At 70.0% G+C, this 12,789-nt stretch carries 18 protein-coding genes; 11 read left to right on the plus strand and 7 right to left on the minus strand.

Features of this window, described 5'->3' with window-relative positions; translation table 11 throughout:
- Window positions 1–24: 24 nt before the first annotated feature.
- Window positions 25–624: a hypothetical protein gene (locus tag VMR86_15580; GenBank protein ID HTO08467.1), complete on the plus strand. Its 600-nt coding sequence runs from the start codon at window positions 25–27 to the stop codon at window positions 622–624.
- Here the strand turns inward: VMR86_15580 and VMR86_15585 are convergent.
- The 4 genes from VMR86_15585 to VMR86_15600 form a co-directional block, all read right to left on the minus strand.
- Entirely contained in the window at window positions 554–2,005 is a 1,452-nt protein-coding gene (locus tag VMR86_15585; GenBank protein ID HTO08468.1) for a DHA2 family efflux MFS transporter permease subunit, read from the minus strand. The two genes, VMR86_15580 and VMR86_15585, sit on opposite strands and share 71 nt — an antisense overlap.
- Before the next feature lie 71 nt (window positions 2,006–2,076).
- A complete protein-coding gene (locus tag VMR86_15590; protein ID HTO08469.1) occupies window positions 2,077–2,388 on the minus strand; it encodes a hypothetical protein in 312 nt (103 codons plus the stop codon).
- A gap of 67 nt (window positions 2,389–2,455) precedes the next feature.
- The gene (locus VMR86_15595; protein HTO08470.1) at window positions 2,456–3,121 is read right to left on the minus strand and encodes a hypothetical protein; all 666 of its coding nucleotides are present in this window, start codon (window positions 3,119–3,121) and stop codon (window positions 2,456–2,458) included.
- Window positions 3,122–3,123: 2 nt separating this feature from the next.
- Window positions 3,124–3,885: an SDR family oxidoreductase gene (locus tag VMR86_15600; GenBank protein HTO08471.1), complete on the minus strand. Its 762-nt coding sequence runs from the start codon at window positions 3,883–3,885 to the stop codon at window positions 3,124–3,126.
- Between the two features lie 23 nt (window positions 3,886–3,908).
- On the opposite strand from VMR86_15600, the gene VMR86_15605 reads away from it, so the two are divergent.
- Complete coding sequence (locus VMR86_15605) at window positions 3,909–4,766, plus strand: aminoglycoside phosphotransferase family protein (GenBank protein HTO08472.1); 858 nt, start codon at window positions 3,909–3,911, stop codon at window positions 4,764–4,766.
- On the opposite strand, the gene VMR86_15610 is transcribed toward VMR86_15605, so the two are convergent.
- Complete coding sequence (locus tag VMR86_15610) at window positions 4,763–5,335, minus strand: hypothetical protein (GenBank protein ID HTO08473.1); 573 nt, start codon at window positions 5,333–5,335, stop codon at window positions 4,763–4,765. The genes VMR86_15605 and VMR86_15610 overlap by 4 nt on opposite strands.
- A 100-nt stretch (window positions 5,336–5,435) precedes the next feature.
- Here VMR86_15610 and VMR86_15615 point away from each other — a divergent pair, with 100 nt between their 5' ends.
- The 3 genes from VMR86_15615 to VMR86_15625 all read left to right on the plus strand — a co-directional run bounded on the left by VMR86_15615 (window position 5,436) and on the right by VMR86_15625 (window position 7,424).
- Complete coding sequence (locus VMR86_15615) at window positions 5,436–6,029, plus strand: hypothetical protein (protein ID HTO08474.1); 594 nt, start codon at window positions 5,436–5,438, stop codon at window positions 6,027–6,029.
- Window positions 6,030–6,111: 82 nt separating this feature from the next.
- Window positions 6,112–7,080: a zinc-binding dehydrogenase gene (locus VMR86_15620; protein ID HTO08475.1), complete on the plus strand. Its 969-nt coding sequence runs from the start codon at window positions 6,112–6,114 to the stop codon at window positions 7,078–7,080.
- Window positions 7,081–7,148: 68 nt separating this feature from the next.
- Window positions 7,149–7,424 carry a hypothetical protein gene (locus VMR86_15625; GenBank protein HTO08476.1) on the plus strand — a complete coding sequence of 92 codons (276 nt, stop codon included), beginning with the start codon at window positions 7,149–7,151 and terminating at the stop codon, window positions 7,422–7,424.
- A 9-nt stretch (window positions 7,425–7,433) separates the two neighbouring features.
- On the opposite strand, the gene VMR86_15630 is transcribed toward VMR86_15625, so the two are convergent.
- On the minus strand, window positions 7,434–8,177 hold the full coding sequence (locus tag VMR86_15630) for a class I SAM-dependent methyltransferase (protein ID HTO08477.1): 744 nt from the start codon (window positions 8,175–8,177) through the stop codon (window positions 7,434–7,436).
- A gap of 22 nt (window positions 8,178–8,199) precedes the next feature.
- Window positions 8,200–8,790, minus strand: a complete 591-nt coding sequence (locus VMR86_15635; protein HTO08478.1) for a 2-hydroxychromene-2-carboxylate isomerase — start codon at window positions 8,788–8,790, stop codon at window positions 8,200–8,202.
- Between the two features lie 98 nt (window positions 8,791–8,888).
- Here VMR86_15635 and VMR86_15640 point away from each other — a divergent pair, with 98 nt between their 5' ends.
- From VMR86_15640 to VMR86_15665, 6 genes are all read left to right on the plus strand, one after another.
- Window positions 8,889–9,929: a bifunctional methionine sulfoxide reductase B/A protein gene (locus VMR86_15640; protein ID HTO08479.1), complete on the plus strand. Its 1,041-nt coding sequence runs from the start codon at window positions 8,889–8,891 to the stop codon at window positions 9,927–9,929.
- Complete coding sequence (locus tag VMR86_15645; GenBank protein HTO08480.1) at window positions 9,926–10,585, plus strand: enoyl-CoA hydratase/isomerase family protein; 660 nt, start codon at window positions 9,926–9,928, stop codon at window positions 10,583–10,585. The genes VMR86_15640 and VMR86_15645 overlap by 4 nt, the downstream gene beginning before the upstream one ends.
- Before the next feature lie 3 nt (window positions 10,586–10,588).
- Window positions 10,589–11,014 (plus strand): DUF2087 domain-containing protein, encoded by a 426-nt coding sequence (locus tag VMR86_15650; protein HTO08481.1) that lies wholly within the window; start codon window positions 10,589–10,591, stop codon window positions 11,012–11,014.
- Between the two features lie 2 nt (window positions 11,015–11,016).
- Window positions 11,017–11,472 (plus strand): tRNA (N6-threonylcarbamoyladenosine(37)-N6)-methyltransferase TrmO, encoded by a 456-nt coding sequence (gene tsaA / locus VMR86_15655; GenBank protein ID HTO08482.1) that lies wholly within the window; start codon window positions 11,017–11,019, stop codon window positions 11,470–11,472.
- Between the two features lie 50 nt (window positions 11,473–11,522).
- Entirely contained in the window at window positions 11,523–12,029 is a 507-nt protein-coding gene (locus VMR86_15660) for an isoprenylcysteine carboxylmethyltransferase family protein (GenBank protein ID HTO08483.1), read from the plus strand.
- 1 nt (window position 12,030) lies between these two features.
- Window positions 12,031–12,789: hypothetical protein (locus VMR86_15665; protein ID HTO08484.1), on the plus strand; the 759-nt coding region annotated here is incomplete at its 3' end.

Below are 12,789 nucleotides of genomic sequence, written 5' to 3' on the forward strand. Positions count from 1 at the left end.
AATGACTCGTGAGGAAGTCACTCCATGCGTTCGCATCCAGCTCTTGCCGTTGCGCTGCTCGCGGTCCTGCTGCTGCCGAATCGGTCGCCGGCGGCCACCCTACAGATCGCCTACGACTCCCGTTACACGAATAACTCGCAGGAGGTCGACGCTCCGGCGCCCGGCGCAAGCGAGTTCCACAGCTCGCTCGACGCCTCGGCCGGGAATTTCGCCGGCCAGGACTCCGAGATTTCGCTCGACCAGATCTCGGGAACCGGCTCGGCACTCGGCTTCGGCGTCTCGACCTTGGACGTGAGCTTCTACGTGCTGGAGCCGTCGCAATTCACGCTCACCGGCTCCATGAGCGGCAGCGTCGTCCAGGCCGTCCTCACGGATCAGCTCGGGGCGCACATCGACCTGTCCAGCCCGATCTCCGTCACCCAATCGCTCCCAGCGAACGACACCTGGCGGCTCATCGTGTCCGTGGGCTACCCGGGAGGACCTACGGGAGTGCCGGTCACCAGCGCCTGGCAGGTCGTGCTGAAGCTGCCCGAGCCCGCGGGTCTCGCCGCACTCACTCTGCTGGGTGCGGCGTGGTGTCTGCGGCGACGGACTCCGCTGCGACCGCCTCCCGCTTGCCGCTGATCTCCGCGCCGGCGCCGCGCGGCAGGCGCGCGAAGTAGAACAGCGACGTCAGACTGATCGCTGCGATCGTCCAGTAGGCCGGCGAAAAGTCAGTCGCTGCGAGCTGTTCGCGGCCGTGGAATGCGAGCGTGGCGTGCACGAGCAGCGCGCCCAGGCCCACGCCGAACGAGAGCGAGAGCTGCTGGCCCACGCTCGAGAGCGTGGTCGCGCGACTCATGTGGCGCGGGTCGATGTCGGCGTAGGCCAGCGTGTTCAGGCTGGTGAACTGCAGTGAGCGGAAGAAGCCGCCGATCAGCAGGATCCCGATGATGAGCGCGTGCGGCGTCGACGGCTGGAAGAAGCCGTAGGTCGAGATGGAGATCGCACAGACCACGGTGTTCACCAGCAGCACCCGCCGGAAGCCGAACGTGCGCAGGATCGGCGCGGCGGTGAGCTTCATGGTGATCGCGCCCGCAGCACCCGCGAAGGTGATCAGCCCCGAAGACAACGGCGAGAGGCCGAAACCCAGCTGCAACATGAGCGGAGTCAGAAACGGCAGCGCGCCGATCGCGATCCGGAACAGGAAGCCGCCCAGCACCGAGGTGCGGAACGTGCGCACGCGCAAGAGCGCGACGTCGAGGATCGGCTCGATGACTCGCCGGGAGTGCCAGCCGTAGAGCGCCAGGAATGCGATCCCTCCCGTGATCAGCGCGGTCACGGTCGGGGTCGAGAGGATGCCGCGGCCCACGTTCTCGAAGCCGAACATCGTGCCGGCGAGGCCGAGGCTCGAGATCGCGAAGCCCAGGCCGTCGAGCGGCTCCTCGCGCGGCTCGCGCACGTCGGGCACGAAGCGCAGCGAGAGCAAGAGCCCGAGCAGGCCGACGGGAATGTTGATCAGGAAGATCCAGCGCCACGAGAAGTAGGTCACGATGAGCCCGCCGAGGGGCGGTCCGATCACCGGCCCGATCAACGCGGGCACGGTGAGATACGCCATGGCGTCGACGAGCTGGGACTTCGGAATCGTGCGCAGCACCACCAGCCGGCCGACCGGCACCATCATGGCGCCGCCCATTCCCTGGAGCACGCGCGCCAGCACGAGCTGCGGCAATGACTCGACGAGCGAACACGCGATCGAGCCGGCCGTGAACACCACGATCGCCGACGAGAACACCGTGCGCGCGCCGAAGTGGTCAGCCAGCCAGCCCGACAGCGGCAGGAAGATGCCGAGCGAAAGCAGATAGCAGGTGATCGCCAGATTGAGCGTGAGCGGACTTTCGCCGAAGCCTCTCGCGATCGTGGGCAAGGCGGTGGCGATCACCGTCGCGTCCATGTTCTCCATGAACAGCGCACAAGCGACGATCATCGGGACCAGGTAGCGCGGGCGGCGGAACCAGCTGGGCACGGCGCGCGACTCTATCGCAGGTTCGAGCCCTCTTGCTGGTCCGGCCCCGGCTCCGCTCGACGGCGGCTCGCTCAGCCGCGGTGAGTGACTCCGCGCAGCAGGACGCCGACGCCCACGACCGTGGCCGCGATCCCGAGCAGCGCTCCGAGCGCTCCGCCGAGCGGAAGCAGGGCCCACGAGATGGCGAGCGGCGGGTACTCGTACCACACGAGCGGTCGAGCCACCTGGAGGGTGCGATCGCCGATCACCACCCTGGGTATCGGGTCGATCGCCCGGCTCTTCAGGCGGACCTCGACCATGTTCTCCGCGTTGTCGCGCACCGACCCCGGGGGCCGCAGCCCGAAGCGTCTGCCCGAGAATCTCTCGTCGTCGATCGGATGCACGTCGTCGACCGGCCGGTCGATGAGCTCGGCGCGGGGCGGCTCAGCCCTGACTCGGGGATGCGGCGTCTCAGGGCGGACGGGTCATGTGCGGCACGGTGCCGTCGGCCACCTTCACCGACTCGGGCAAGCCGAATCGGCCGTTCACGAGCCACAGGTCCGCCGCGTAGCGGTCCTGGATCTCGGTCGCGCAGCCCACGTGTCCGATCGACACGAACACGGACGCCCGATCGAGCCGCTCGATCACCTGATCCGCCTTGGGCTCGCCTCGTCCCGCGTCGTTGGGAACCGCGAAGCAGTGCCCCAGGTCGACCTCGAAGTGACCGAAGTAGCGCACCTCACCGGGCTCGAGGTGGATCTCGACGTGCAGCGGGATCGCGAAGACCTGGTTGTTCATGAACGCGACGTGCGTCGCCACGAACTTCTCGATCTCGTAGTCGCCCGGTGGCAGCGCGAAGCTCACCAGTGAGTCGTTGCGCAAGTTCGTGCTGTCGTACGGTGCCTCGACGCCGAGCGCCTGGATCTTCTTTTCAGAGCCGCGCGTCTCACTGACGTAGATCCCCTTCACGATGGGCTGGAAGTCGGGGTCGCGCGTGGCGTCCAGGCCCAACGTGAAGAACCCGACGGATGTGCCGGGCTCCAGTCGCGCGGCCTCGTGCAGGCGCAGCGGAGGCTCCGGAGACGCGCACGCGCACAGGAGAGACAGCGCTGCAAGCGTGAGGCTTCGCCGGGTCATGCTCAGAAGATCGTGTAGCCCCCGTCGACCACCAGCTGGTCTCCGGTGTGGAAGGTGAGTGAGGGGTCGCACAGGTAGGCGCCCACCGCCTCGAACTCGCTGGGCTCGGCCCAGCGGCGCACCGGCGTGCGGCCGGTGATCACGCTGCGGAACTTCTCGTTCTCGTAGCCGGCCGCGGCCATCTCGGTGATGGTCCAGCCCGGCAGGATCGCGTTCACCCGGATCTTGTGGCGCGCGAGCTCGACCGCGAGCGCGCGCACCAGGCCCAGCACGCCCGTCTTCGCGCTCGCGTAGGCGTGGTTGCGCTGCGCGCCGTGGATGGCCGACGTGGACGACACCGCCACCAGCGCCCCGCCGCCGCCGCGCTCGATCATGTGCCGGGTCACTTCGCGAAAGGTGAGGAACAGCCCGTCGAAGCTCACGCGCGTGACCCGCCGCCAGTCGTCGAGCGTCGTCTCGACGAGTGTCTTCTGGTAGCCGGGCGCGCCGGCCGAGGCCACGCAGGCGTCGATGCGGCCCAGCTCGGCGACCGTGGCGCGGGTTGCCGCGGCAATCTGTGCCTCCTCGCCCACGTCGCAGGTGAAGCCGCGCGCGCGCACGCCGTGCTTCATCAGCCGCTCGCACGCTTCGGCGTTGCGGTCGGCGCGCCGGCTCCACACGGCGACGTCGGCGCCCGCCTTCGCACAGCCCTCGGCCATGCCCAGGCCGATGCCCGAGTTGCCCCCGGTCACGACCACCACCTTCCCGCTCAGGTCCGTCCCCATGAGCGCACGATACGCTAGGCCGCATGGATGTTCTGCCCGCGTTGCGCGAGACGTGTGCCCGGAACGCCGCGGCGAGCGCCTGGCTGGAGGCGCTGCCGCAGGTGGTGTCGGAGCTCACTCGCCGCTGGTCACTCCGCGTCGGCGCGCCTCTCCCGGCGGCCCACGCGTGGGTCGCGCCCGCCGAGCGCGCCGATGGCTCGCCCGCGGTGCTGAAGCTCGGTCTGCCGCACTTCGAAGCGCAGCACGAGGCCGACGGGCTGCGCGCCTGGAACGGTGCGGGCATGGTGCGGCTGCTCGAATCTGACCGCGCGCACCAGGCGCTCTTGCTCGAGCGCCTGTCTCCCGGCACGCCGCTCTCCGAGCGGCCGCCGGTCGAGCAGGACGCCGTGCTCGCGCGCCTCCTTTTGCGATTGTGGCAGGCCCCGGTTCCGGCGCAGCCGTTCCGCCCTCTGGCCGAGATGGCGGAGCGCTGGTGCAACGAGGCCGTGGCGCGGCGCAGTGGCTGGGCGGACCCGGGACTCACGAACGAGGGACTGCGCCTGTTCGAGGATCTGTCACGGAACGCGCCGAGCGCGGTGCTGCTGGCCACCGACCTTCACGCCGGCAACGTGCTCGCGGCCCAGCGCGAGCCGTGGCTCGCCATCGACCCCAAGCCGTTCGTCGGCGACGCCGCCTACGACGCCACTCAGCACCTCTTGTTCGACGCGCGCGCACGCCTGCTCGCCGACCCCGACCCCGCGCTCCTCGGCTTCGCGGACCTGCTCGAGCTGAGTCACGAGCGCGTGCGGCTCTGGACCTTCGCCCGCGCCGCAGTCATGTCGGGCACGGAGCCCGCGCGGCACTGGGCGACCGAGCTCGCCCGCCGGCTGAGTCGGTCCTAGTTCTTGGCGGGCTCGACCGTGATCGCCATCGCCTGAGACAGATAGATCTCGGCCACGTCGCCGACCGAGATCTGGTCCAGCTTCTCGGGGTGCAGCACCTTCACGGCCAGCACCTGTCCGTCGTCGGTTCGCAGCGTCACCGAAGGCGTGGACTTGTCGATCGACACGATCGTGGCGGTGACTCGCACGATGTCCGCCGCCACGGCGCCCGGCTTCGAGCCCGGAGGCGCGCTCGCCACGCCCGAGGCCGACTGCGTGCTCATGTCGGTGATCTCGCCCGGCTTGTGCACTTCGTAGGCGATCGACTCGTAGTAGGTCGCGTTGACCTGATCGCCCACCTTGAGCTGCGGCAGGTTCTTCACCTCGGGGCCGCACTTCACGGTGACGATCTTGTCGTCGGCGTTGCGCAACGTGACCAGCCGTTTGTCGAGGTCGATCTTGGTCACGGTCGACGTGCGAGTCACCTGGTTCTCGGAGTAGACGCCCGTCACCGGCTCCTTCGGGCCCATCATCGAGCAGCCCGTGAGTACGAAGACGGCAAGGGCCAGAGTGCGGGCGAAAGAACGCATGGCGGGACCTCCAAAATTGGGGACGACCGGCCCAGTCTGCCACGAAAGCATCAATTCGGGGGCGAAGCTCGCCGAAGCGTTGTGCACAGGAGGTCGCGCGATGTCGGCCACGATGTCCGTCCCGTCCATCAAAGGCACGGCGTACAACTCGGTCCACGAGGACCTGCACCGGATGATCGACGAAGGGCGCGTCAGCCGCGACGAGCTCGAGGCGGCGCTGTCGCGTGCCGAGATCGACGTGTTCGACTCCAAGGTGCTGGCGTCGAAGTGGTACCCGATCACGACCTACCGCAAGCTGCTCGCGCTGGTGGCGGCGAAGGAAGCCAAGGGCCGCACCGAGCAGTATCTCGCCGACCGCGGCTGGCGCGCGGCCGAGAGACTCAAGGAGGCGGGCATCTACAAGCAGCTCGGCTCGGACGAGGGCGCGGGCAAGAGCTGGGGCGCGCGCGTGGCGGACCTCGTCGCCAAGGTCTCCGGGCTGCTCTACAACTTCACGCGCTGGAGCGTCGACGAGCCGCAGAACCCGTCGACCTTCCACGTGATCGTCGACGACGCGAGAGACTTCGACGACGAGTGCCGCTTTACTGCGCAGGGCTTCGTGGCGTTCGCCGCCAGCATGATCGCGGGCGCGCCCGTGAAGATCTCGAGCACGCGCCCCACGCCCGACCGGATCGTCTACACCGTCAAGCGCTGACTCGCCGCGATCCGCCCCCGCGCTGCCCGCCGGAGAGTCAGGCCACTTTCACCTGGCCCCCGGGAGCCAGTAAGATGGCGCCATGAAGGCGGCGGTCTACTACGAGAACGGCGGTCCCGAGGTCCTGCGCTACGAAGAGGTGCCCGATCCGGTCTGCCCGGCCAACGGCGTCGTGATCGACGTGCGGGCCGTGGGCATCGAGGGCGGCGACACCGGCAACCGCGCGCGCGGGCTGCTGGCCGCCCGGCCGCACATCGTGGGCTACAACTGCGCGGGCGTGGTGCGCGAGGTGGGCGCGCAGGTCAGTGACCGGCGCGTGGGCGATCGAGTCACTGCGCTCATGTTCCACGGCTCGCACGCGGAGCGCGCGGCGGTGCCGGCGGCGCAGACCTGGCTCGTGCCGGACGGGCTGTCGCTCGAGGACGCGGCTTGCGTGCCGGTCGCGTGGGGCACGGCGCACGACTGTCTGTTCGAGTTCGGGCGGCTCGCGCGCGGCGAGAGCGTGCTGATCCAGGCCGGCGGCAGCGGCGTGGGCCTCGCGTGCGTGCAGCTCGCCAAGCGCGCCGGGGCCACCGTGTTCGCGACCGCCGGCTCGAAGGACAAGCTCGAGAGACTCCGGGAATTCGGCCTCGACCACGGCATCGCCTACCGCGACGTCGACTTCGTCGAGGCCCTGCAGAAGCTCACCGGCAATCGCGGCGTGAACCTGGTGGTCGACGCGGTCGGCGGCGACACCCTGCAGCGCAGCTTGCTGTGTCTGGGCTACCGCGGGCGCGCGATCACCGTGGGCAACTCGAGCCGGGGCGAGCTCAAGATCGACCCGTCGCCGCTCGCGCCGGGCAACCGCTCACTCACCGGCGTGTTCTTCGGCGCCGAGGTCGCGCTCGCCACTGCGCGCGTGCGCCTCATGCTGGACCGGATCCTGGCGGACCTGGCCAAGGGCGAGCTCAGAGTGGTGATCGACCGCCGCTTCCCGTTGGCCGAGGCCGCGGCCGCTCACGCCTACATCGAGAGCCGCGCCGCGTTCGGGCGCGTGGTGCTGGTCCCCTGAAGCTTCGGGCGCTCGCGCTCGCGGCGCTGACACCGCTCGCCTGCCGTGACTCGGCAGACGCGGCGGTCGTGCAGCGAGTCACCTCGCCGCCCGGCTGGGCCGAGGCGCAGGTGGTCGAGCTGGCCCAGGAAAGCACGCAGGTCATGCTGTCCTTCGACGGCGGCCGCTGCGCAGGCGGCTCGGTCAGCTCGCACGGTACCCGTCTCGGGCTGCGCCTGCGCTGGATCGACGACACCACGCTCGAGGTGAGCTACCCGCCGGGCGTCATGCTCGATCGCCCGCCGGGCGGCCCGACGGTCCGGTGCCAGGACCGCGAGGTGCGAATCGTGCTCGCGCAGCAGTGACTGCCGGCGTCAGCGGATCGCGGTGTACTCGCAGAACGCGCCCGGGACCACGACCTTGAACTCGGGCTTCGGGAAGCCCGCCTCGCGCAGCGCCGCCACGATCGTCTCCGGCGGCACGCACTTCTCGACCGTGTCCCAGTAGTAGTCCATGAGCAGCTTCGCCTCGCGGCTGCGCGTCGAGATCAGCGTCATGCCGGGAATCACCTGCTTCCACACGAAGCGAGTCACGCGGTGGCCCAGCGCCGACTTGGGCACGTGCCCCTCGAGCAGCCACAGCTTCCCGCCCGGCTTCAGCATGCGCCGGTACTCGCGGAACGCCGCCACCAGGTCGGCCACGTGGCGGAGCGCGATGCCCATGGTCACGAAGTCGAAGAGCTCGCTGCGGAACGGGAGCTGTTCGGCGATCCCGCGCGTGAGCGGCCCCTGAAATACTTTGCGCGCCTCGCGCAGCATGCCGCGGCTCGGGTCGCAGCCGAACACGCGGCCCTGGGGCCCGACGAGCTTTGCGGCGCCGCGCGCCACCGCGCCCGTGCCGGTGGCCATGTCGAGCACCTTCATGCCCGGCCGCAGGCCCGCGCGCGCCAGCGAGAAGCGCCGGTACCAGAGACCGCCGTTGAGGAACAGGGCCTCGACGGTGTTGTAGTGCGGCGCGGTCTTGTCGAACAGCTCGCGCACGAACTTCACGCGCGCGGGGTCCTTCGCCTCGTCGTAGTAGTCGAGGAGCGGCGTGTGCGGTGCGACGGGTTCGTTCATGGGGCCGGATCGTAGCCGGGGGCTAGAGCGCGGCCAACGCCTCTTCCACGAACTCCAGCCGATCGTTGCCGAAGAACATCTCGCTGCCCACGAACAAGGTGGGCGCGCCGAACGCTCCGCGCGCCACGGCCTCGGCGGTGGAGGCCTTCAAGCGCGCCTTCAGCGACTCGCTCGCGGCCGCCGCGAGCAGAGGGGCGGGGTCGAGGCCGGCCTCGGCGATGACACTGCGAAGCACCTCGGTGTCGGACAGGTTGCGCGGCTTGGCCCAGGCCGCGCGGAACAGCGCGGAGTGGTAGGCGGGGAACACGCCCGCGTCCTGGGCCGCGTACGCCGCGCGCAGGGCGGGCAGCGTCTGCAGCGGGAAGTGGGGGTTGAACGCGAACTCGATGCCGTAGCGGGTCACCCAACGCCCGATGTCGGTCGGCAGGTACCTCGCGCGCGCGGGCAGGGCGGCGGGCGGCTGGTTCCCGGTCTCGTGCATCACGCCGCCCAGGAACATGGGCCGGTAGGCGATCTCGGCGCCGGTGCGGCGCGCGATCCCCGGCAGCTGCGTGTCCGCGAGATACGAGAACGGACTGGTGTAGTCGAAGAAGAACTCGAGCCGCCCCGGCATGGCCACCTCCTCGGCCGGATGTGTAACGTCCGAAGGCCTGCGGAGTCGAATGGTTTCACAAGCTGGAGCCGCCGACCGTGCGCAGGTACCCTCGTTCGATGAAGCTCGTCTGGATCGCTGCGCTGGTCCTGCTGGCCGCGGCAGGCGCGCGCGCCGACGTGAAAGGAGACCCCTACGTGGACTACAAGAAGCCGTCCGACAAGGAGCTGGCGCAGAAGCTGACCCCCGAGCAGTACGACGTGACTCAGCGCGAGGGCACCGAGGCGCCGTTCCGCAACGAGTACTGGAACAACCACCAGCCCGGGATCTACGTGGACGTGGTGTCGGGCGAGCCGCTGTTCTCGTCGCTCGACAAGTTCGACTCGGGCACCGGCTGGCCGAGCTTCACGAGGCCGCTCGAGACCTCGAACGTCACGACCAAGACCGACCGCAAGCTGTTCTCGGTGCGCACCGAGGTGCGCTCGAAGCACGCCGACTCACACCTGGGCCACGTGTTCGACGACGGCCCGGCGCCGACCGGCAAGCGCTACTGCATGAACTCCGCGTCGCTGCGCTTCATTCCGGTGGAAAAGCTCCAGGCGGAGGGCTACGGGCAGTATCTCGCCGGCTTCGAGAAGGCGGGGGTCAAGGTGCGGCCCGCGTCCGACCGGCGCGAGACGGCGGTGCTGGCCGGCGGCTGCTTCTGGGGCGTGGAGGACCTGCTGCGCGAGCTGAACGGCGTGATCTCGGTCGAGGTCGGCTACACCGGCGGCAGCGTGCCCAACGCGACCTACGAGCACCACGAGGGTCACGCCGAGGCGGTGAAGATCGTGTACGACCCGGCGCGACTCACTTACGACGAGCTCTTGCGCTTCTTCTTCCGCATCCACGACCCGACCACGAAGAACCGCCAGGGCAACGACGTCGGCACGTCGTACCGCTCCGCGATCTTCTACGAGAACGACGAGCAGAAGAAGGTCGCCGAAGAGGTGAAGGCCGAGGTCGAGGCCTCGGGCAAGTGGCGCAAGCCGATCGTGACCGAGATCGTGCAGGCCGGGCCGTGGTGGCGCGCCGAGGAGTACCACCAGGACTATCTGCAGAAGCACCCCGGCGGCTACACCTGTCACTACGTGCGCGATTTCGACTTCGACAAGAAATGATCGAGCTCAAGCGCGAGAACGGTGTCGCCACGCTGGCCATGCGCAGCGGCGAGAACCGTTTCAACCCGCCGTTCATCGGCGAGCTCTCGCGCGCGCTCGACGAGGTCGAGGCCAGCGAGGAGCCGACCGCGCTGGTGCTCACGGGCGACGGGAAGTTCTTCTCGAACGGCCTCGACCTGGCCTGGATGTCGGGCGAGGGGCGCGACCGCGCGGGCGAGGTGCTGCGCGGCATGCTCGGCATCTTCGCGCGGCTGCTGTCTTCGCCGATCCCCTCGGTCGCGGCGCTGAACGGCCACGCGTTCGCGGGCGGCGCCATGCTCGCGCTGGCCTGTGACTTCCGGGTCATGCGCAGCGACCGCGGCTTCTTCTGCATTCCCGAGATCGACCTCGGGCTCCCGCTCCACCCCGCGATGGCGGCGCTGATCCAGGCGCGCCTGCCCAAGCTCACCGCCCACGAGGCCATCGTCACCGGCAAGCGCTACGGCGGAGCCGAGGCGCAGGCGCGCGGCATCGTCGACGTCGCCGTGCCGGCGGTCGACCTGATGCCGAAGTCGCTCGCGCTGGCCGCGCCGCTCGCGGGCAAGAACCGCGGAGTCATGCAGGCGCACAAACGGCTGCTGTACGCGGAAACCCTGCGCCTGCTCACCAGCACCTGACTCATGATCGGCGTCGAGGAGTTCGTCGAGCGGCTGTGCAGGATCTGCGCGGCTTCGGGACCGCGGCCATTCCCGCGCGCGCGCCGTGACCGGGAGATCCTGGTCGAGAGCATCCTGCTGGGACTGGACAGCGGCCGGACTTACGAGGAGCGCGAGATCAACGCGCGTCTGAAGGCCTGGCTGAGAGACGTTGCGCCCTCGCTCGAGACCGACCACGTGACCTTGCGCCGTCTGCTGGTGGACGTGCACCGGCTCGAGCGCACCGCCAGCGGCAGCTCCTACCGGGTGGCCTTCTCGTCAAAGATGACTGCTTTCGAGCTCGCGGTGTACGACCTCGACCTCACGGCCACGATCGCCGCGTATCGCGAGTACGACGAGAAGCGGAGGCGCGAGAAGCGCGCCGCGGCCATCACCTCGAGGAGTGACTGATCGTGGAGTTCCAGCTGCGCGCGATCGGCACGGTGCGCTCGTCCGCGAACGAGAAGGTCGACGAGAACTGGGGTGCGGTGGAGTCTCTGATCGAGATCGAGCCGGAGCTCCGCCCCGGCTTGCGCGGACTGGAGCAGTTCTCGCACGTGCTGGTGGTGGCGCTGCTGCACGGCGCCCGGTTCGAGCCGGCGCGGCACCTGGTGCGCCGGCCGCGCGGCCAGGCCGACATGCCGGAGCTCGGCATCTTCGCGCAGCGCGCCAAGGACCGGCCGAACCCGCTCGGCATCACGGTCGTGCCGCTCGTCGGCGTGACTCCCGAGGGCGTGCGCGTGCGCGGGCTCGATGCGATCGACGGCACGCCGATCCTCGACCTGAAGCCCTACTTCCCGCAGTTCGACTCGGCCCCCGGTGCGCGCGTCCCGGAGTGGGTCGAGAGACTCATGCGCGGATACTTCTGACCCGCGGATCGCGAGTGGCGAACTTTCGCCGGCTGGCGGATCGTCTCCACGTGCCTGGAGTGATCCGTCACGCGCTCGCGATCGCGGTCCTGCCCATGACCGTCACGATCCTGGTGCCGATCTGGCTCACCCGGCGCTGGCCCACGGACGGCGGCGCGTTCCCTGACTCGTTCCTCGAGTCGCTCTCGGTCGCGGCGGGGCTGGTGTTTCTCGGGCTGGGCGCGGGGCTCTTCGCCGCCTGCCTGCGCCGCTTCGCCGGCGAAGGCGACGGCACGCTCGCGCCCTGGGACCCGCCCCGGGTGCTGGTGGTGCGCGGCCCCTACAGATACGTGCGCAATCCGATGATCACGGGCGTGATCGCGGTGCTGCTGGGCGAGGCGCTGGTGCTGCGCTCGCTGCCGCTGTGCGCCTGGGCGCTGGCCTTCACCGCGCTCAACCTGGTGTACATACCGCTGGTCGAAGAGCCCGACCTCGAGCGCCGCTTCGGTGACTCGTACCGGCGCTACTGCGAGCACGTGCCGCGCATCGTGCCGCGTTCCACGCCCTGGAGCGGCTAGCATGAAGGACGAGATCCTCGCGCGCGTCGAGCGCGAGCTCGGCGTGCCCGGGTTGGCCGAGAAGCTCGCGACCGAAATCCAGCAGGCCGACCTGCACTCACTTCTGCTCGAGGTGTTCCGGCGCCGCGCCGCCGGGCGCACGCCCGCCGACCTGGTCGCCGACTGGGCCCGGAACCGCTTCGTGCGCCCGTCGTCCGCCGACCCGCAGGCGCTGGCGCGCTTCGACGTGGCGGCCTTCGCGGCGCTGCCCGGCGGCTTCGAGCCGATCGAGCTCGGGCCGGTGACTCCGCTGGGCACGAGCTCGGTGCTGGCCACGGTGCACCAGGACAAGGTGTTGGCCTCGATCCGCTCCGTGGAGGTGCTGTCCGACGCCACCAACGCGCTCGCGCTCGAGTGCGCGGCGCGCCGGCGCAAGTCGCCTGCGCCCGTGCACCTGGCGGCGAGTCACCGGCACCTGCGCACGTCGCAGCTCTCGGGGCCGCTGTCGCTCGCGCACTTCCGGCTGTTCGCGCTGTGCAGCGCGGGCCGTGACTCGCGCGGCGCACCCTTCCACGGCACCGCGCTCGCCACACACCTCGACTTCTACGCGCGCGTCGCTCGCGCCGCGCTCGGGCCCGACGTGCCGCTGCGCTTCGCGCTCACCGACCTCGCGTCGGACCCGCCGCGCGAGGCCTGGCTGAGTCGGCACCCGGGCGTCGAGGTCGTGTTCGACCAGTCCCGGGCCTCGGGCCGCGGCTACTACACCGACGTGTGTTTCAAG

The sequence above is a fragment of the Myxococcota bacterium genome, assembly GCA_035498015.1.
Lineage (GTDB): Bacteria > Myxococcota_A > UBA9160 > SZUA-336 > SZUA-336 > VGRW01.